This is a genomic window from Flavobacterium shii, from assembly GCF_025847235.1.
In the GTDB taxonomy this organism is placed as follows: domain Bacteria; phylum Bacteroidota; class Bacteroidia; order Flavobacteriales; family Flavobacteriaceae; genus Flavobacterium; species Flavobacterium shii.
Window position 1 is genome coordinate 21,187 of sequence record NZ_JAOZEW010000031.1, and the last position, 21,209, is coordinate 42,395.

The window sequence follows — 21,209 nt, forward strand, 5'->3', positions numbered from 1 at the left end:
ATATGAAAAAAATAATAATATCAATAATAGCTTTTTCTGCATTTGCAGTTTCCTGTGATGATTTTATCGAAAAAGAACAAAGAGGGATTCAAACTGTCGAAAACTACTTTCAAACAGCACAAGAATGTGAGAACTATACGAATGAATTAACAAAGAGATTGTTGTTACCTAATGATTGGTATGCGCTCTTAGCACCAAGAGTTACTAATGAAATGTCTACAGATGATGCCTGGATGGGAAACACAGGACAAGATAACAGCGCACACAGACCTTGTTCTCAATACGTGATAACACCAGAGAATATGGGAGATATGAATAGTGTTTATACTGCTCATTATTATACAATTCAATCGTGTAATATTGGTTTGGAGAAAATGGCTATTTCACCAATTACTGATTCTCAGAAAAATCAATATATGGGAGAATCGTTATTCGTTCGTGCCTATTGTTATTATGAGTTAGTAAATAATTTTGGTGCCGTTCCATTATATACAACTTCACTTGGAACTAACGATTTAAAACTGGAACGTAGTCCTGTTACTGCAGTTTATGCACAAATAGAAGCAGATCTTAAAAATGCTGCTGCAAAATTGGAGAATATTCCGGTAGCAAGAAACGGAAGAATTAATAAATGGGCTGCTTATGCTTTACTAGCGCGTGTATCATTGTTTCAGGAAAAATGGGCAGAAGCAAGACAATATTCAGATAAAGTAATATCTGAAGGACCTTTTATGCTAGAAACAGATTTTCTTAATATATGGAATGTTAACAATCATAATGGTATGGAATCTATCCTTGAAGCACAATCATCGAGCGCACAAGATAGAGATTTAGGAAGTGCTTTACCTACTTTGTCAGGCGCCAGAGGAGAAGACAAGAAAAATTTCCCAAGTAATAGTGCCGCAGATGTTCTGGATGGTTGGGGATGGTGTATGCCAACAAGCGATTTGGAGAATGCCTATCTTTCAGAAAATGATGAGATTCGTCGCAGAAGTACTATTACCAAATGGGGAGATCCTGCTTATGGGGATGAAGTTCTTAACCCAACACATAAATTTAGCTTAAACGATAACAAATCTGGGCGTATTATTCGCAAGTATTATATTCCTGTGGCAACACGTCGTTCATTAGACAAAAAAGACGGACACTTACCATTAAACATTCCTCTTATTCGTTTGGCAGAGATGTATCTTACCAGAGCAGAAGCTAATTTCCATTTAGGAGGAGATGCCTTGGCAGATATCAATTTCATTAGAGCGCGCGTAAAATTAGATCCAAAAACAGGTTTGGCAGGACCTAACCTATTAAGACAAATCTATAAAGAACGACGTTTAGAATTGGCTTTTGAAGGACTACGCTTATTCGATATTCGTCGTGAAAAAGATCCAGGTACAGGAAAACCAGTTATTGAATCCTTAATGGGACCTGACGGAACTTTTGTAAAATACAATCTAAGTTCTACAGATCCATATGAAACAACCAATTTGAGAGAACCACAGGATAAAGGAATAAACTTTAATCCAGCCAAAAATTTATTGTGGCCAATACCACAGTTAGAAAGAGATTTAAGTGGAGGATTAATTACACAAAATCCTAACTACTAATATGAGATTGATTCCCAATAATAAAGTAAGTCTGCTGTTGGCAGGCTTACTTTCTATCAACTTGTGTTTTACTAGTTGTGACTCCGAGAATAATAATAATAATAATTCCGACACAGATGTCTCGGCAACACGAGATTTGAATATAAATCTGGATATGAATCTTCAAACTATGGAAAGCTTTGGAGCATCAGATGCTTGGCAGGGAAATTTTATAGGAAAGAATTGGCCTATTGATAAAAAGAATCATATTGCAGATTTACTTTTCAGTAAAGAAGTTGATAATGACGGAAATCCAAAAGGAATCGGATTGTCATTATGGCGTTTTAACCTTGGATCCGGAAGTACCGAACAAGGAAGTGCAAGTGATATTACTGATGAATGGAGACGTACAGAATGTTTTACTACCGATGGAGTTAGTTATGATATGAATAAACAAGCCGGTCAGGTTTGGTTTATGAAAGCCGCTAGGGAACGTGGAGTAGAAAAGTTATTAGCTTTCGCAAATAGCGCACCTGTATATCTTACTCAAAACGGAAAAGCACATGCAACCATCAAAGAATTCTATAACTTAAAAGATGGAAAAATGCCAGAATTGGGCGATTTTTGGGCCACTTCATTAGATAAATTAAAAACAGAACACGGATTAACAATAGATTATGTAAGTCCGTTTAATGAACCACAATACAATTGGGATGGTTCGGGACAAGAAGGTTCGCCGGCAACAAATGCCAATATATATAATTTTGTAACCGTTCTATCTCCAAAATTACAAGCAAAAGGACTTACTTCTCAAATCGTTGTAGGAGAAACAGGTTCTTACGAATCGCTTTATAAAACAGTATCAGGATTAGAAAGCAGATCAAACCAAATAGATTATTTCTTTGGAACAAATTCAGCAAGAAATATTGCAGGATTAAGTAATGTAAAGAAAACAATATCGGGGCATAGTTACTGGCAAGCCTGGCCTTTAAATCAGTTAATTTCTTCCAGACAATCGGCAGCAGCAAGAATACAATCTACCGCAGGAGTGAGTCTTTGGAGTTCGGAATATTGCGTTTTGGAAAGCCCGGGAATAGCCGAACTTCCAGGAGGAGCAGGACCAGGGAGAGATTTAGGTATCCAAACTGCACTTTGGGTTGCCCGAATCATAAGCACCGATATCTCTATTGGCGGAGTTACATCTTGGCAATGGTGGACAGCGATAAGCCGCGGAGATTATAAAGACGGATTAATCCATGTAGATGATGGAGCAAGTAATGGAGCTGGAAATGCCGATTATTGTAAAAATGACGGATTTGTTAGAGATGCCAAAACACTTTGGGCATTAGGAAACTTCTCTTTCTTTGTAAAACCGGGAATGGTAAGAGTTCAAATACCGAATATAGACAATGCCGCAGCCACTACAGATGTTATGCTTACGGCATATAAAGACGCAACAAATAAAAAACTAGTAATTGTAGCAGTTAATATTAGCAAATCGGCAAGAACATACAAATTGAATCTTGGAGGAGGAGCTTTAACAGATAATAAATTTACGCCTTACACAACTTCTGAAACTTTGAGCTTGAAAAAAGGTACTGCTGTTGATGCTGGGAATCTGGAAATTCCTGCAAAGTCTATCGTGACTTATGTAGGGAGTTATAAGTAGCTTGAAAAAGGCTCAAAGGTTTTTTAAAAAAGGTACTGAGGTACTAAGGTTTTGAGATATCGAGACAAAATCGCGTAAAACAAAAAATACAAAAAATACAAAGAATATTAAAAAATGAGAAAAATATATGTCTCGCTTTTATTGGTTATGAGTTCGCTGTCTTTTGGACAGCGAACAGTAACCATTAGCACAGATAATGTAGTACAAACTATGGATGGTTTTGGAGGTTCGGACGCCTGGAGATGCCAGTTTGTTGGAAAAAATTGGCCTGAACAAAAAAAGAATGCCATTGCTGATTTACTTTTTAGTAAAGAAATTGATGGACAGGGAAATCCTAAAGGAATCGGACTTTCTATTTGGAGATTTAATCTTGGCGCAGGAAGTACTGAACAAGGTGAAAAAAGTAAGATTTCTGACGAATGGAGAAGAAGTGAATCTTTTCTTCAAGCCGATGGAACCTACGATTTCTCGAAACAAGAAGGGCAAAGATGGTTCTTGCAAGCTGCCAAAAAACGCGGTGTAGATAAATTCTTGATTTTCACCAATAGTCCGCCAGTTTACATGACAAACAACGGATTATCTTTTGCATCCCAAAAGAATAAACTGAATCTAAAAGATGGTGCAATTCCAAAATTTGCCGATTTTTTAGTTCAAAGTATTCAAGGATTAGAAAAGAAAGAAGGAATCAAATTCGATTATGTAAGTCCGTTAAACGAGCCACAATGGGAATGGATGCCAAAAAATGGGGATACCAACAGTCAGGAAGGAACTCCGGCTACAAATCAGGAAATTTATGATTTGACAAAATCGCTTTCGGAAAAACTGAAAGCTAAAAAAATGAGTACCGAGATTGTGATTGCCGAAGCAGCACAAATAGATTATTTATACGAGAATGTAAATGCTGAAAATCGTGATAATCAGATTGAGTATTTCTTTGGGAAAACAAAAACAAATGTTTTAAAACTTCCAAATGTAAAAAATGTCATTTTAGGACATAGTTATTTTACGACTTGGCCGATTGAAAGACAAGTTTTAAGCCGAAAATTAATTGCAGCAAGTATTAAACAAAACCCCGGATTAAAATATTGGCAAACGGAGTATTGTATTTTAGAGAATCCCGGAGAAGGCGAAATTCCTGGCGGATCTGGCGGAGGAAGAGATTTAGGAATGCAAACAGCTTTATTTGTAGCACGTTTAATTCATAATGATATTGCTGTTGCAAATGCGGCTTCATGGCAATGGTGGACATCAATAACCCGTGTAGATTATAAAGATGGTTTAATTTATCTCGATGACGGGAAAAGTAACGGAGGAACAGATCCTGATTATGTTAAGAATGATGGAGAATTTCACGATTCAAAATTACTTTGGGCACTTGGGAATTACTCTTTGTTTGTACGTCCGGGAATGCTTAGAGTCGATATTCCAAATCAAAACGAATTGGATGCTGCAAATGATGTAATGCTCACGGCTTACAAAGATTTCGAAAATAAAAAATTAATTGTCGTTGCTGTAAACTGCGGAAAATCAGATCAGAAATACAAGTTTGATTTATCAAAAGGTACAGTAAAAAACAATGAATTTACACCTTATGTCACTTCAGATAATTCTAATTTAAAAAGAGCTGACATTCAGAAAATTGATAATCTGGAAATTCCGGCAAAATCAATTGTAACGTTTGTCGGGGAATTGGAGTATTAAAAATTTCAGGTTTTTAGTCGTAGTGGCAGTCTCAGTTCAAACCTGAAACTTGAAAAAAAAATAACAAATAAAGTATTAAAAAAAGCTAAGCAACATAGAGGCTTAGCGACTTAGCAACTTAAAAAAAATGTTTACAAAAAAGATCTTACTACCCGTATTCCTCTTTTCATGTTTGTCTGCATTCAGTCAGATATCGTTTGGAGATTCAAAAAAAATCAATGACAACTGGAAATTCAATCTTCAGGATACACCAGATGCACAAAAAGCAATTTACGATGACAGCAAATGGCAATCAGTAAACGTACCACATGACTGGAGTGTAAAAGGACAATTAAGCCCAACATTGGCGAGTTGTACCGGTTTCTTACCAGGTGGAATTGGCTGGTATCGTAAATCGATTACTGTTCCGCAAAGCAAAACAGGTGAAAAAGTCTATTTGTACTTTGAAGGCGTTTATAATAGAAGCGAAGTTTTTATTAACGGACATTCTTTAGGAAAACGTCCAAATGGCTATATTTCTTTTGCTTATGATGCAACACCATATGTAAAATACGGAGCCGAAAATACTATTTCGGTTCGTGTAGATCACAGCCAAAGTGCCGATTCAAGATGGTACACCGGTTCGGGAATCTACCGTGATGTTTGGTTGGTTTATGCAAATCCGGTTCATATCGCACAATGGGGTGTTTACGCTTATCCGGAAGTAAGTAAAGGAAACGGAACTTTAAACATTGAGGTTGATGTAGAAAATGGATCTGTTTCAAAATCAAGCCTTATTGTAGTTAATGAATTGATTGCAAATGATGGGAAATCTGTAGCAAAAGCAACCAATAAAATTGAAGTCGCAGCAAATAAAAGCGGAAAAATTTCGGCTAAAATAAATGTAAAAAATCCTAAGTTATGGGATCTCGATAATCCAAATTTATACCAACTTAAAACAACCGTTTTTAAACATGGTGAACAAATAGATGAAACGATTACAAAAACAGGTTTTAGGAATTTCACTTTTGATCCTAATAATGGTTTTGCCCTTAACGGAAAATGGATGAAAATGAAAGGCGTTTGTTTGCATCACGATGCAGGAGTTTTAGGCTCGGCAGTACCACGTGAAGTTTGGGAAACCAGACTTAAAACACTCAAAGAAATTGGAGTAAATGCAATACGTACAAGTCACAATCCGCAAGCCCCAGTTTTTTATGAGCTTTGTGATGAATTAGGATTATTGGTTTTAAACGAAGCTTATGACGAATGGGAATTTCCAAAACGTAAATGGCTAGAAGGCTGGAATTATGGTACTCCTGGATTTGAAGGAACATTTGATATTTTTGCCAATTGGGGAGAAAAAGACCTGGAAGATTTTGTACGTCGCGATAGAAATCATCTTTCTGTTTTTGCTTGGAGCATTGGTAATGAAGTCGATTATCCTAATGATCCTTATTCGCACCCAGTTCTGGACAAAGGGACAGATGGTTTTGGACAAGCAGCTTACGGAGGTTATAAAAAAGATGCCCCAGATGCAATGCGTCTTGGAGCTATTGCGAAACGCTTGGTTGCAGCAGTAAAAAAATACGACAAATCACGTCCTACAACGGCAGGATTAGCAGGTGTTGCAATGTCTAACGAGACAGAATATCCAGGCGCTTTGGATATCACAGGATATAATTATACAGAAAGTAAATACCAATCCGATCATGAGAAATATCCAAAGCGAGTAATTTTTGGTAGTGAAAATGTTCATGAGATGGAACCTTGGCTGGCAGTAAAAAATAATAAATATATTTTCGGACAGTTTCTTTGGACAGGGATCGATTATTTAGGAGAATCAGGAAGATGGCCTTCTAGAGGATTTTACTCCGGATTGGTTGATTTTGCAGGAGTTATTAAACCAAGAGGATATTTCCGCCAGTCATTATGGTCAGATAAACCAATGGCTTATATCGGAACGTATCCTTTGCAAAATGAAAAAGATGTTTCTAAAGATGCATGGGCAATTTGGAATTATACCGAAGGGAAAATGATTCGTGTAGTTTGTTACACAAATGCAGCCAAAGCACGTTTGGAATTAAACGGGAAGATAGTTGGTGCAGTTAAACCATACGATGAAAAAACAGGAATTATTTATTGGGATATTCCGTTTACCTCTGGGAAATTGGAAGTAATTGGTTTAAGCAAAGATGATGCAGTGGTTAGCAAATATGCGATTACATCTACACAGCAACCTGTTGAATTAACGATTGCTGATAAAAACATTACAATTGCCAAAGATAAAGGAGTTGCCAAAATTATGGTACAGGTAAAAGATCAAAACGGTTTACCAGTAATGCTTTCAGATAATGAAGTAACATGCACAATTACAGGACCTGGAATTTTATTAGGACTTGAAGCTGGAAACAATAGTGATATGACAGATTATACAGATAATGTTCAACGACTATATCATGGACACATTGCCGCTTATATTCAATCTACAGGGGAATCATCGGAGCCGATAAAAGTAACTTTTACAAGCCAATGGTTAAAACCGGTTGAAGTTACGGTTAATGTGAAATAAGAAGTTTTCAAAGAAGACCTAACAGGTTTTTAAAACCTGTTAGGTCTAAAAAAGCATTTATATTCAAGCCTCAGCAGGATCATATATTTATACAAAGAACCCAACGGACTATTATGAAAAATGTGTTAATTGTATATAGTCTCCAAAAGTTTATTATATTTAAAGTGTTAATTTTACACATATTTAATTAAAATGAAAATACAAAATAGAATTGCATTGACAATAGGGGTTATTCTGGTATCGGTTTCTTCTAATTCTCAGATAAAAACTTTTCAAAGAGAGGAATTTAAACAATGGGCACAAACTCCTCCAATGGGTTGGAATAGTTGGGATTGTTATGGTTCTACTGTAGAAGAACATGAAGTAAAAGCCAATGCCGATTATATGGCAAAAAACCTCAAAAAATTCGGTTGGGAGTATGTGGTTGTAGACATTCGATGGTTTGTAGAAAATGACAAAGCAGGAGGATATAACCAGACAGATCCGCGTTATGTAATCGATCAATACGGAAGATATTTACCTGCTTTAAATAGATTTCCATCTGCAAAAGACGGACAAGGATTCAAACCTTTGGCAGACTATATTCATAAAAAAGGATTGAAATTTGGAATCCATATCATGCGTGGAATTCCCAAAAAAGCCGTTGAAGATAAATTACCCATTAAAGGTACAAACGGAATTACGGCGGATCAAATTTATACTACAGCACTGCAATGCGAATGGTTAAAAGATAATTATACCATTGTTGCAGACAAACCCGGAGCGCAGGAATATTATGATTCTTTATTTCAATTATATGCGCAATGGGGAGTAGATTTTATAAAGATTGATGATTTATCAAGACCTTATCATGAAGGAGAAATAAACCTGATTAGAAATGCAATTGACAAATGCGGACGTAAAATCGTATTGAGCACTTCACCGGGAGAAACTCCTATTGAAGCTGCTCCACACGTAATCACACATGCCAATATGTGGAGGATGGTCGATGATGTTTGGGATACTTGGCCACACATTACGCACTTAATGAAAGTAAGCGAAAAATGGTATCCATATATTGCACCCGGAACATGGCCAGACTGCGATATGATTCCGTTAGGACGCATTTCATTAAGAGGAGAACGTGGTGAAGATAGAATGTCTCGTTTAACAAAAGACGAACAATATACATTGATTACGTTCTTTAATATTTTTAAATCCCCGTTGTTTTTTGGTGGGGATTTACCAAGTAACGATGCTTTTACATTATCATTATTAACGAATAAAGAAGTCGTAAAAATGCATAAGGAAAGTACAGATGTAAAACAACTTTTCCAGAAAGATGGCAAAATTGCTGTAACATCAAGAAATCCTAAAGACGGAAGCATTTATTTGGCACTATTTAATACTTCCGATACAGCAACAGAAAATATCTCGGTAAATTTATCGGATCTCGGAATTTCAGGAAATATTGAAGCTCTTACTATCTGGACAGGAGAGAAGTCTATTATTTCATCTAAAGTAATTTCGACAAAATTAAAACCTCACAGTTCAATTCTGTATCAATTAAAAAGCAAAAAATAATGAAAATAACACATTTTAGTATTGCATTTTTTCTAATGCTTTTAAACTTAATACAAGCTCAGAATAATGAAACCAAAGGTTTTCCACCTGTCATTGCCGATAAAGATTTAACTGCTTATTTATTCGTTTACTTCACAGGAAATAATGTCGAAGAAGAGGCTGTACGATACGCCATTAGTGCCGATGGGTATCATTATTATAATTTAAATAATAACAAACCTGTAATAGAAAGCAAAACTATTAGTTCAAGCGGAGGCGTTCGTGATCCTCATATCTTGCGTGGCGACGACGGCAAAACATTTTATATGGTTTTAACCGATATGACTTCATCCAAAGGTTGGGACAGTAATCGTGCAATGGTTTTATTAAAAAGCACCGATCTTGTAAAGTGGGAGAGTAGCGTGGTAAATATTCAGACGACTTTTCCTGGTAATGAAAACCTGAAACGAGTTTGGGCACCACAAACGATTTATGATGCTAAAGCAGGAAAGTACCTAATTTACTTTAGTTTGCAATATGCTGGAGGTCCCGATAAAATTTATTACGCTTATGCAAATAAAGATTTCACAGGTTTAGAAAGTGCTCCAAAACTATTATTTGTACCTAAATCCGAAAGAGCTTGTATCGATGGAGATATTATTGAGAAAGATGGAGTATATCATCTTTTTTATAAAACCGAAACAGAAAAAGCAGGAATAAAAGTAGCTACAACAACTGATTTAACTTCAGGAAAATGGATAGAAAATGATAACTACTTGCAACAAACAAATGATGGTGTTGAAGGCTCAAGCGTATTTAAACTAAACAATTCTGATGAATATATCCTGATGTATGATGTTTACACCAAAGGAAAATATCAGTTTACAAAAACCAAAGATTTGGAGCATTTCACGGTAATCGACAATGACATTTCAATGGATTTTAATCCACGTCACGGAACTATTCTACCAATAACTCGCTCCGAATTGAAAAGATTGATTGCCAAATGGGGAATGCCAGAGAAATTTCCGAAAATAAATAATAATCCTGTTTTAGAAGGGTATTATGCCGATCCCGAAGTGTTATATTCAAACAAAACAGGCAAATATTACATTTATCCAACAAGTGACGGATTTGATGGTTGGTCTGGGAATTATTTTAAAACTTTTTCATCAGATAATCTAACAGATTGGAAAGAAGAAGGAATTATTCTTGATCTTAGAAAAGACGTAAGTTGGGCCAACAGAAACGCTTGGGCTCCATGCATTGTTGAGAAAAAGATAAATGGGAAGTATCAATATTTTTATTATTTCACGGCAGCACAAAAGATTGGAGTAGCTTCATCCGATAATCCTACCGGACCTTTTAAAGATAGTGGAAAAGCGTTAATAAATAGCAGACCTGAAGGCATAAAAGAAGGTCAGGAAATAGATCCGGATGTTTTTACAGATCCTAAAACTGGCAAAAGTTATTTGTATTGGGGTAATGGTTACATGGCCGTAGCCGAATTAAATCCCGATATGATTTCGATAAAAAAGGGGAGTACCAAGGTTATTAACGTTGATAATACCTATCGTGAAGGAACTTATGTAATTTATAGAAACGGCACTTATTACTTTTTATGGAGTGAGGATGATACCCGAAGTCCAAATTATAAGGTGAGATACGGAATTTCGAAATCGCCTTTGGGACCAATCGAAATACCTAAAAATAATATTGTAATACAAGGAAATCCCGATTTGGGAATTTTTGCTACAGGGCATAATTCGATTTTACAGATTCCAAATAAAGACGAATGGTATATTGTTTATCACCGATTTTCATATCCTACAGGAATAAAAATGGGGGATGCTGGAGGTTTTCACCGTGAAGTTTGTATCGATAAACTAGAATTTAACTCCAACGGAAGTATAAAACAAGTTACTCCAACTCATGCTGGAGTAAATGCAATTAAGTAATTAGTAGAATTATTTTCGGTTTTATAAAGGCTGTTTTCTTTTAATAGAAGCAGCCTTTATATTTATACATCGTTTGGATTTTAATTAATTTATTTTCTGCCTACATCAATCTTTTTTTTAGCTTTGTCTGCATAGTGATTATTTAATAATGGACATAAATTATGGATACAAGTAAAGAACTTTTATTCTTTTTTAGTGCTTTGGGAGCTTTTAACGGAATTATTCTGGGGATCTATTTCTTTTTTTTTACTAAGAGAAAGTACTTCGGAAATTATTTCTTAGGCGCACTTTTATTAGCGTTAAGCATAAGAATTGCCAAATCGGTATTTATACATTTTGATCCAACCTTACCCAAAACATATTTGCAAATTGGGCTTTCGGCTTGTTTTTTTATAGGTCCATTTTTATATTATTTTCTTAAAGCTTCGGTTAAAGAAATTAATGTAATGCCTAAATCATGGAAACTAACGCTTATTTTTTGGCTAATACTCATTATTACTGTTGGGATATTATATCCATATAAGGATTATCCTAAACTCTGGGGACACTATTTTGTTGATTTTATTTATTTTCAGTGGTTTGTTTATATTGTTTTTTCAGGTTTTACAATAAAAGAGGTATTAAAAAAGATTCTAAGCAGGAAACATAAAACGAACCCTGCCGAAGTTTGGTTTGGTATGATTTATTTAGGCAATGTATTACTTTTTATATTTTATTTCCTGGCATTAATAAACGCTCCACATGTTTCCTATATAAGCGGATCAATAATTTTTTCATTCATTTTATATCTTATCATTTCCATCCTTTTATACCGGAAAAAGACAGATGATTTATTCTTACTTAATCCGACGAAACATTCAGGTAAAAAAATTGAATCAGCCGAAGAAGTAATTATATCCGGAAAGCTTGAAAATGTAATGATTGAGAAAGAATTATATAAAAATCCAAATCTTACTTTACAGGATTTATCAAAGGAAATAAATATTTCAAGCCATCAATTATCACAGTTTTTAAACAACAATCTAGGGAAAAACTTTACCAGTTTCGTCAATGAATTTAGGATAAATGAGGCATGTAAAATCATTACAACCAATGATAAACTTACACTGGAATCTATTGGTTATGATGTAGGTTTTAATTCTAAATCTACATTTTTTGCTGCATTTAAAAAACATACCGGAACAACTCCTTCCAATTATCAGCAACAGGCTTTATTAGCTTAATATTCAATTTCAATAAGACTAGATTCCAAATTATCCTAACAGGTTTTTAAAACCTGTTAGGTATCTTAAGTCTAGTAGTTTCCAAAAATGTTTCAGAAATATTTTTATAATCCTTATAATAACAATAATTAAGGTGTAATATCTAACTGGTTTTAAAAACCTGTTAGGATAGTAAAAATAGAGTATAGATTTATAAATCCGTACTCCTGATTTCTCTTTAGATTACCTCACACCACGATTTACGATTGAAATTTGCATAAATAAAAAATCAAATCTTAATCGTTAAATCTTATGAGAATTCTAATCTTAGTTTTCATTTACATCTATTGTTTTCTTATTTCTGCTAAAGCAATAAAAGCACAATCGATACAACATATTTCGGGCAAAGTTGTCAATTCTAACAATGAATTGATGATGGGGAATGCTGCGCTGTTATCTGTACGTGATTCTACTTTAATAAATCAAAATGATTTTTTAGACGGCATTTTTGAATTATCTGCTATCAATGAAAAAGAAGTAATATTAAAACTTACTTCTGTAGAATTTACAGACACATTTCTCCGTATTGTTTATGAAGGAAAAGAAAATATAAATTTGGGTACAGTACTCGTTCGGGAAAATAATAACCAGTTGAATGAAGTAGTTATAAGAAGCCAAACTCCTTTATTAAAATACGCATCAAATGGTACTATCGAGGTAAATGTTGCCAATACATTACTTTCTACAAGTAGTTCTGTAAATGAATTATTGGGTAGAGTCCCAAATGTTGTTGTATCCGAAGGTCAAATTAGCGTGTTAGGAAAAGGAGAAGCTATTATTTACTTAAACGGAATATTAATTAGTAATGATCGTTTTGCTGCAATTCCGATTTCACAAATTGCTAAGATTGAAGTTATTTCCAATCCTTCCTCAAAGTACGATGCAGAGGGAAAAGCAGTCATAAATATCATTACAAAGAAAAACGTTACTAGCGGTATAATGGGAACGGCAAGTCAACAAATTACAGTGTCGGAATTTGCAGGAACTAGTACTAATACGTTGCTAGATTTTAATTATAATAAAGATAAAATTTCTTTTATAGGAAATTATGGACTGCAATTAGGGAAGGGCAGGGAATTATTATATACTACAAGAACAAGACCTGATCCTAGTGAATATATGCAATCGATATTAACAACCGATTGGAAACGTAAATTCAATAACTATTCTAATTTTGGATTTGGACTTCAATATACTTTTTCTGACTCAAATTATATTTCACTCGAATATAGTGGAAATATAGAAGATTTGGCTGGAGTAGTGGAAAACCGAAATTCTATTAAAACGAATACCGATACTAGTTTTTATACTACAGATGTTGCTAAAAATGATGTACGTCTCAATCAATTTGCAAATTTGAATTATAATGCAATCACTGATGCTATGGGGTCCTCATTATTTGTAGGTGTGCAATATTCTAATTACAATGGCACCATAAAAGACTTAATTGATGAAAATGGTTTGGTCAATGAAGATAACACAGAGAGATATTTAAAAAACAATGCTGATAACGCAATTAATATTATAAATACTCAAGCAGATTATTCTAATAAACTAAGTGAAGATTCTAAACTTGAAGCTGGCGCAAAATTAAGTTACGCTACTATTAAGACTGGTTCAGATTTTTTGATATCCGAAGATAGGGATGGAGAATTTGAATTTAATAATGATCTTTCGAGTGATTTTAAGTACAAAGAAAAGATTAGTGCAGCCTACATTAATTATAGTAATTTACATGGTAGTAAATTAAATTACTCTTTAGGGATTCGATCTGAATTAACTAATTATGAACTAAATACCACAGCTAATGGGAACCAGAAGTTTAAGCGTAATTATGCTGATTTTTTTCCAAATTTACTTTTGAATATGACACTTTCAGACGAAATAAAACTACATGCTTCTTATGTATCACGAATAACCAGGCCAAGATATCAGGCACTTAATCCCTATGTTATTTACCAGGATCCATTTACCACTATAGAAGGAAATCCTAATTTAAAACCAGAGAAAGTTCATGCTTTTGAAATAGGCGCTATGTACAATAAATTTGATTTTAAAGTAGGATATACTTATAAAATTGATCCTATATCCGGAGCGGCTTTACGAGGTAATACTCCCAATAGTTATATTTTAAGATCATTAAATATGGAAAAAGAACATAACTATTTTGCATCAGTTTCAAGATCATTTGCTACCAAATGGTGGAATTCTACCAATACAGCAAGTATTAGTTATAGTAAATCTATTGATAATACTTATTCTTTTGCTTTAGGCGCAACCAAACCTCAGATCTATCTATATTCGAATAATACATTTACTATACCGGATTTGTTTAAAGTTCAATTACTTGCTTGGTATTTGGGAGATAAAAGTTATGGGGTAAGACATGAAAATAGTCGATCAACAGTTACGCTGGGGATAGAAAGAAGCTTTTTTGATAATGACTTGAAATTAAATTTTTCTGCAAATGATATTTTTAGGGGATTTAATCTTTCCGGAGATTATGAAGTAGGTCAAACCCAGATATATTACCATAGAACACTTACCACAAATTACTTTAAACTTGCTGCTACATATAGCTTTGGCAATTCGAAAAAATCGGATTATAAGAAAAATGAAATTGAACAAACTGAAAATAACAGAGCCAGATAAAATTAAAACTGCCTTAGAAATTTAATTTTAAGGCAGTTTTTTAATTATTAAAATTAATGATCCGAAATCATAATATCAGATTTTGCTTTTGTTGGTTTACTCATGACAAATAATAACAAGGGTAATGTTATTGCAAAAAAAAGGCCTACAAGAAAAAAAGCATCTCTGTAACTTAGCAATGAAGATTGTTTTGTGACAATAGCATCCATTAACCTCAATGCTTTTAATCTTGCCTCATTATAAGCAAAACCTTTATGTTCAAAATATTTTATATAGGCATTAATCCTATCCATTGCTATTGTGTTATCGGGATTAACATGGGATATTATTACATTCCTGTGAGCCGCATAACGATGTGCAATATAGGTATTTATTATCGACACGCCGAATGACCCTCCCAGCTGACGCATCATATTATTTAAAGCTGCTCCCTGTGCAACATCTTTATGATCCAGTGAAGAAACAGCCAACATGGTAAGCGGAACAGTAAGTAAAGCCAATCCCAATGCACGAAATATAAGTGCAGTAGAAATCTCCTCTGCACTAGTATTTAACGTTATACCCGACATTCTCCAATTAAAATAAATAAAAAGAAGAAATCCTGTCGCTATTATTAGTACTGGCGATACTCCTTTTTGTAATAATGTGCCACATATTTTAAGCGCAAGCAAAGCACATAATGCGCCTGGGAGTAATAACAAACCCGTTTGATAAGGAGAAAAACTTAATAAACGTTGTGCTACAACTGGACTTATGTAAATTGAAATAAACATACCAAATCCAGTAACAAATGTTAGAATAGCTGCAATACTTAATGACTTACTCTTGAGGACACGAAGATTAACAACTGGTTTATCTACTGTTAATTCCCAATAAATAAACGTTATTAATGTTATCAAAGCCACTACGGTAAGTACTACAATATACTTTGTTTCAAACCAATCTTCGACTTCTCCTCTTTCTAATACAGTTTGCAAAGAGCCAACCCCAATTGCCAATAAAGCGATCCCCGTCCAATCTACTTTTGTAATTTCGGGTTTAACAGGAGGTTCTCTTAAAAGAAAGTAACATGAAATCATTACAAGAATTCCAATGGGAACATTAATTAAAAATATCCACGGCCAGTCATAGTTTTCGGTTATATACCCTCCTAATGTGGGGCCAATAGTAGGACCAATAAAAATTCCAGCTCCAAATATCGCTCCGGCTATGGACTGCTTTTCTTTTGGAAATAGCTCAAAAACGACTACTTGCGATATCGACAATAATGCTCCTCCACCAATTCCTTGCATGAATCTAAAGAATACTAACATCCAAATGTTTGATGAATGTCCACACATAAAAGAGCAGAAGGTAAACAAAACTACAGATCCTATATAATAATTGCGTCGCCCGAGATTGGCACTCAAAAAACTTGTAATAGGAATGATAATTACATTTGCAATTGCATAAGCCGTAATAACCCAAGAGGTATCTTCCAGAGTTGCGCCGAGATTTCCACTCATGTGTGAGAGCGCTACATTAACAATTGATATATCTATTAATTCCATAATTGCAGCCAGGATGACTGTAATTATTAAAAGTTTACGGTTAAGAGGTGTCATAAAAATATTTTATACCAATCGGTATATTTTAGTTTAAAAAAAGACTATTTAATCAATTCGTGTTATAGTTGCTATAGTGCTTTTTTAACCATGTTAGTTTTTAAAAGATTAGAATATGCTCTGGCAATAAGTCTGGTTTTGTCTTTATTCCAAATCTCGCATTGTGCATTAACCAATTGTTTTCCCCTTTTTATAATGGCTGTTTCCGCAAGTATTGTATCTCCTAGATGTGCAGGAGCAAAATAATCAACTACCAGATTTATGGTTGTATAAAAGTTATCTTCATTTAATGAAAATAGGGTAGCACCAATACAATCATCTGCAATTGCAGCTGTAACCCCGCCATGTAATGACTTAACAGGATTTGTCATTTCATCTCTTATCATATATTTAAAAGTTACTGTACCTTCCTGAGCATCTACAACTATTGGATTCATCCATAACATAAAAGGTGATGGTGAAGCTGTAAATTCTTTTCCAATATAATCCTGCAACACTTGTAATCTTGTTTTTGTTCCCATTTTAAAATTTGTTATTATTTATGTATTATACCGATGGGTATATTTTTAATTAAAAAAAATCAAAGCCGATATCTTTATTCTAAGTCTTCTATGATATCATTTAATGAAACCATAATGTCCGACAAGTTTTTTAAATTACCAGTTACTTTACTTATCATTACAGCTCCTTCGATGATAGCAATTATGGTTAACGCTATTCTTTCGGGATCAATGGATTTGGCTTTAAACTCTCCTGTGGCAATTCCTTGTTCGATAAAGCCAATTAATTTTTCTTTCCAAAAATTGATTGCTCTTTCTACTTTTTTTCTAAGGATAGGGTGGGTGTCATCTGCCTCGGTAGCAGTATTAAGAATTGGGCAACCTCCTTGTGTAATTCGTAAATGAAAATAATCGGAATAGAGTCGTGGGTAGACTAATAATTTATCTTTATAAGTGCTTTCTTTTTCAATTGCTTTTGCAAAAGTATCCTGTAGTTTTTTGATATTATATTTGAAAGCAGCAATAGCAACTTCATCCTTATTTTCGAAATTACCATAAATACTCCCTTTTGTAAGTCCTGTAGCATCTGTAATGTCACTCATTGATGTACCGCTGTATCCTTTTATGTTAAAAATAGGAGCAGTTTTCTCTATAATGAATTGTTTAGTTCTTGCAGCTTTACTCATGATTAATCAAATATTAAAATACAAATATATACCAATCGGTATTATTTTTAATGCTTTTTGAAGTATTTTTTTATTGTAAAATTGTTTGTGGTAAAATTTAACCGCAAAGTTTGTATCAATTTGTAGCGAAAAATTAACCGCAGAGTTCACAAAGGATTACGCAAAGGTCGCAAAGTTTCTCCTCGATGCTGTCATTCTGAGGCGGAGTCGAAGAATCACGAGGAACTCCATAATCTTTTTCGAATCACTCGTGGAGACTTTTCCTACGTGAGGGAGATAATATTGTGGTTTGTAGCAGGAGATTAATCCCAGAGTTCATAAAGTTTCAAGATACTTTTAATCCTTTAATTCTATCTAACTCTTTTCCGGAGGAACGCGGATTATGCGGATTCGATAAGGCAAAAACACGGATTAAACGGATTTTATTTTTGATTGTTTATAAATCAGTTTTTCATCCGCGTCCTCTTATAGACAATTTAAGTAAGCAACTCTTTGTCAAAGACACAAACGCACTTTCCTGATCCGAGACTGAAAGTCGAACTGACGAAGTAAATCAGTGGCTAAAAATTTAATTCAGTGATTGTATCATTATTTTCCAATAGAATTACTGTTTTATTACTTTCTGATGGTATTTGAGTTGGGTACCAATTTCTATGAGGTCTCACAATGATAAGCAAACCTTCATTATCGCCAATAGCAGCAAAAACTTCACTATTGGAATTTTTGCTAAAAAAGCCCAAATCATGTTTATTTATTAGTTCTTGCCCTAACGCTAATGGTTGTTCATGTACTATACCAATTTCGCTAATGTTTAAAATTGAATCTGTTCCGAATTGTTCTATTTGGTGATTATCGAGATCATGTCTGGCAATAAATTCTAACAAATTACCATTATTATCGTAGAAGTAAACCGCATGGGCATTCCAATTTTCAAATGAAGTAATTACATTTTGATCTTCAATAAAAATAAGACTTACTTTATTCTTACACCAATTTATAGCTTCGTCGAGTTTATTCTCAGGAATATTAAAAGCAAGATGATAAATAGAATCAAAATCTTTATTCTCGACAAATTTCAAAATAGAATTACCTGCTTGAAAAGTGACAAATGTAGTATCCTTTTCTAAAATTTGGAAACCTAGAATCTTGCTATAAAATTCGGTGGTTTTTACTAAATTATTTGTTTGGATTTGTATCTGTGTAAGTTTCATATCTGTTTTTTTTGATTAGGATTTACAGCTTTTATTTGTAATCCTATGTATTAAACAAATTTAAGAAAATGTGGCTACACTATTAAAGGGAACTGATTATATACATCTATGCGAGAATCATAATTTATTATACTTCACTTGATTTTTCGAATTTATGAATCAAGCCAATTTTTAAAATTATTAATTTCTTTTTTACTTAAAATAATTGGTTCGATATCGGGAATGGCAACATTTAAAAGTAACTCAATTTTCTGACTGGAATGTTTTACTATATCCTCAATAATATTTCGATTTACTATATATTTTCGGTTTACTTTAAAAAAGATAATTGGATTTAATTTGTTTATTAAATCTTTAAGATTGCTATTATACAAATAGCTATTACCGGAATTTGTATAAATAAAGAGGTGTTTTCCTGTGGCAAAAAAATAGTTAATTGCCGTATCATTAATAGAGATAAGTTTGTTTCTGTGATTTACCAAAAAGTGGTGTTGGATATTATTATGGTTTTCAATTTCAACCAAAGATTCCAGAATAGGGTTGGGGTTAAATGTTTCTTTTATATTTTTATATTTCACCAAAGCCTCCAATAATTCTTCTTCTTCATAAGGCTTTAAAAGGTAATCTATAGTAAAATGCTTAAAAACTTTAACGGCATAAGAATCGTATGCTGTTATAAAAATTACGGGACAAGAAACAGTCGCTTTTTCAAAAATGTCAAGACTTTTTCCATCCCCCAAATGAATATCCATAAAGGCAAGGTCAACCGTGTTCTGTTTAAAAAAAGCAACAGCCTCCTTTACAGATTTTATCAAAGTTATTTGACTTATCGTAATTATACTTTGCTCTTCCAGAATTGATTTTAGATAGCTTGAAGCAAGATATTCGTCTTCAATAATGACTATTTTCATTTCTTGTTTTTTGCAAAGATAAAAAAAGCTCCGTTAAAAACGGAGCTAATTAATTTACAATTCTGGATTGTTTAAACGTGCGTTTAGCGGGAAGGGTAAAGTGTAACGCGGATCATTCTTTATCAAGATATAATCTTTTCCTGCGATGGTGTGTAAGATTTCTTTTTGAGAAGTTCGTCTTAAATCAAACCAACGATGTCCTTCTACAGCAAACTCACGTTCTCTTTCTTGATATATAAAATCAAGAAGGTTTGTTTTGTCCATTGCAGCAATCTTTGTACTCAATTGAGTGTAACCTGTGGTATTATAGCGAGTTTTTGTAAAACTTAACATAGTTGCTCTAGCAGTTGCAAGATCTTCTAATTGTGCAGCTGTTTCTGCTTTGGTCAAATATAATTCAGATGCTCTAAAAGTACATTTCTGATTTAACTCTCCACCTTTATCAAAGGCATATCTACTTCCCATTTTAAGAAAGTACAATCCAAAACGTAAGTCATTGGTTTGATCATATGCATTTATTAATGATTGAGAAGCATAAGAAGATCCTTTTAAGCGATTATCAAATGAATCCTCGAGTGCCATTATAGATTCTTTTGTATCATAATTATTTGGCAAAATTGGAGTAGCATTTAAATCTACTAGTGCATTTTTATAAGCCAATGCGTTATTTGCGGCTTCAGCAGCTTTTCCCCATTGTTTTTGATATAAATAAATACGTGACTCCATAGTATATAGTGCAGCTTTAGAGAAACGGTAATTGATTCCTGTAGTCTGAGTGTCTTTGTTAAGCAATTTCTTGGCCTCTTCTTTATCAGATAGGATTTGATTATAAACCACTGCTATACTTTCGGGAATATAAGCTTGTTCCAAATCTATTTTTAAAGCCAATGGGACGCCTCTGTCTGAATCTGCAGTTGCAGCATCGTAAGGCTTTCCAAACAAATTAACTAAATCAAAGTAAGCAAGAGCTCTTAATCCGTATGCTTCACCAATCAATTGATCTTTATCTGCCGAAGCTTCCAATTTATTGCTGGCTTCATTGATAATTACATTGGCATAAAAAATAACGTTATACAATTCCTGATACTGAAAACTTGTAGCAATAGGATCCGGATTTGTATCGTTCCAGATATAGTTATCTTTATAGAATAATATATCATTACTCTCTTCATCAAAAAGCAATTCGTCTGTTCTTAATGTGCTTAGTGATTTATGGTCCGGGTAAACAGAATATCCCTTAGTAAGCACTGCTCTAAACTCTGCAAGTGTTTCAGGAATTACTTTACCTATCGGTTTTACGTCAAGGTAGTCATCGCAACCTGTAGCAACTATGGCAGCGATAAAAAGGATTAGGTATTTTGATATATTTTTCATCTTAA

The 21,209-nt window shown here is 33.8% G+C and carries 14 protein-coding genes; 8 read left to right on the forward strand and 6 right to left on the reverse strand.

Features of this window, described 5'->3' with window-relative positions; all coding sequences use genetic code 11:
- Window positions 1-2 precede the first annotated feature (2 nt).
- The 8 genes from OIU83_RS21660 (at window position 3) to OIU83_RS21695 (ending at window position 14,918) form a co-directional block, all read left to right on the forward strand.
- Window positions 3-1,604, forward strand: coding sequence for a RagB/SusD family nutrient uptake outer membrane protein (locus OIU83_RS21660; RefSeq protein ID WP_264208356.1), 1,602 nt, complete (start codon window positions 3-5; stop codon window positions 1,602-1,604).
- Between the two features lies 1 nt (window position 1,605).
- Window positions 1,606-3,252: a glycoside hydrolase gene (locus tag OIU83_RS21665; RefSeq protein ID WP_264208357.1), complete on the forward strand. Its 1,647-nt coding sequence runs from the start codon at window positions 1,606-1,608 to the stop codon at window positions 3,250-3,252.
- A 114-nt stretch (window positions 3,253-3,366) separates the two neighbouring features.
- A complete protein-coding gene (locus tag OIU83_RS21670; RefSeq protein ID WP_264208358.1) occupies window positions 3,367-4,953 on the forward strand; it encodes a glycoside hydrolase in 1,587 nt (528 codons plus the stop codon).
- Between the two features lie 127 nt (window positions 4,954-5,080).
- The gene (locus tag OIU83_RS21675; protein WP_264208359.1) at window positions 5,081-7,504 is read left to right on the forward strand and encodes a sugar-binding domain-containing protein; all 2,424 of its coding nucleotides are present in this window, start codon (window positions 5,081-5,083) and stop codon (window positions 7,502-7,504) included.
- Between the two features lie 192 nt (window positions 7,505-7,696).
- The gene (locus tag OIU83_RS21680; RefSeq protein ID WP_264208360.1) at window positions 7,697-9,067 is read left to right on the forward strand and encodes a glycoside hydrolase family 27 protein; all 1,371 of its coding nucleotides are present in this window, start codon (window positions 7,697-7,699) and stop codon (window positions 9,065-9,067) included.
- Complete coding sequence (locus tag OIU83_RS21685; RefSeq protein ID WP_264208361.1) at window positions 9,067-11,004, forward strand: family 43 glycosylhydrolase; 1,938 nt, start codon at window positions 9,067-9,069, stop codon at window positions 11,002-11,004. Before OIU83_RS21680 ends, OIU83_RS21685 begins: the two co-directional genes overlap by 1 nt.
- A gap of 161 nt (window positions 11,005-11,165) precedes the next feature.
- Complete coding sequence (locus tag OIU83_RS21690; RefSeq protein WP_264208362.1) at window positions 11,166-12,227, forward strand: helix-turn-helix domain-containing protein; 1,062 nt, start codon at window positions 11,166-11,168, stop codon at window positions 12,225-12,227.
- A 291-nt stretch (window positions 12,228-12,518) separates the two neighbouring features.
- Window positions 12,519-14,918 (forward strand): TonB-dependent receptor domain-containing protein, encoded by a 2,400-nt coding sequence (locus tag OIU83_RS21695; RefSeq protein WP_264208363.1) that lies wholly within the window; start codon window positions 12,519-12,521, stop codon window positions 14,916-14,918.
- 53 nt (window positions 14,919-14,971) lie between these two features.
- Here OIU83_RS21695 and OIU83_RS21700 read toward each other — a convergent pair whose 3' ends face one another.
- The 6 genes from OIU83_RS21700 to OIU83_RS21725 all read right to left on the reverse strand — a co-directional run bounded on the left by OIU83_RS21700 (window position 14,972) and on the right by OIU83_RS21725 (window position 21,204).
- Window positions 14,972-16,522 (reverse strand): DHA2 family efflux MFS transporter permease subunit, encoded by a 1,551-nt coding sequence (locus OIU83_RS21700; protein WP_264208364.1) that lies wholly within the window; start codon window positions 16,520-16,522, stop codon window positions 14,972-14,974.
- Between the two features lie 71 nt (window positions 16,523-16,593).
- Window positions 16,594-17,043 carry a PaaI family thioesterase gene (locus tag OIU83_RS21705; RefSeq protein WP_264208365.1) on the reverse strand — a complete coding sequence of 150 codons (450 nt, stop codon included), beginning with the start codon at window positions 17,041-17,043 and terminating at the stop codon, window positions 16,594-16,596.
- A 74-nt stretch (window positions 17,044-17,117) separates the two neighbouring features.
- Window positions 17,118-17,708: a TetR/AcrR family transcriptional regulator gene (locus OIU83_RS21710; protein WP_264208366.1), complete on the reverse strand. Its 591-nt coding sequence runs from the start codon at window positions 17,706-17,708 to the stop codon at window positions 17,118-17,120.
- A 560-nt stretch (window positions 17,709-18,268) separates the two neighbouring features.
- Window positions 18,269-18,919 (reverse strand): VOC family protein, encoded by a 651-nt coding sequence (locus OIU83_RS21715; protein WP_264208367.1) that lies wholly within the window; start codon window positions 18,917-18,919, stop codon window positions 18,269-18,271.
- A 152-nt stretch (window positions 18,920-19,071) separates the two neighbouring features.
- Window positions 19,072-19,830: a LytR/AlgR family response regulator transcription factor gene (locus tag OIU83_RS21720; protein ID WP_264208368.1), complete on the reverse strand. Its 759-nt coding sequence runs from the start codon at window positions 19,828-19,830 to the stop codon at window positions 19,072-19,074.
- A 54-nt stretch (window positions 19,831-19,884) separates the two neighbouring features.
- Window positions 19,885-21,204, reverse strand: a complete 1,320-nt coding sequence (locus OIU83_RS21725) for a RagB/SusD family nutrient uptake outer membrane protein (protein ID WP_264208369.1) — start codon at window positions 21,202-21,204, stop codon at window positions 19,885-19,887.
- Window positions 21,205-21,209: the final 5 nt, after the last annotated feature.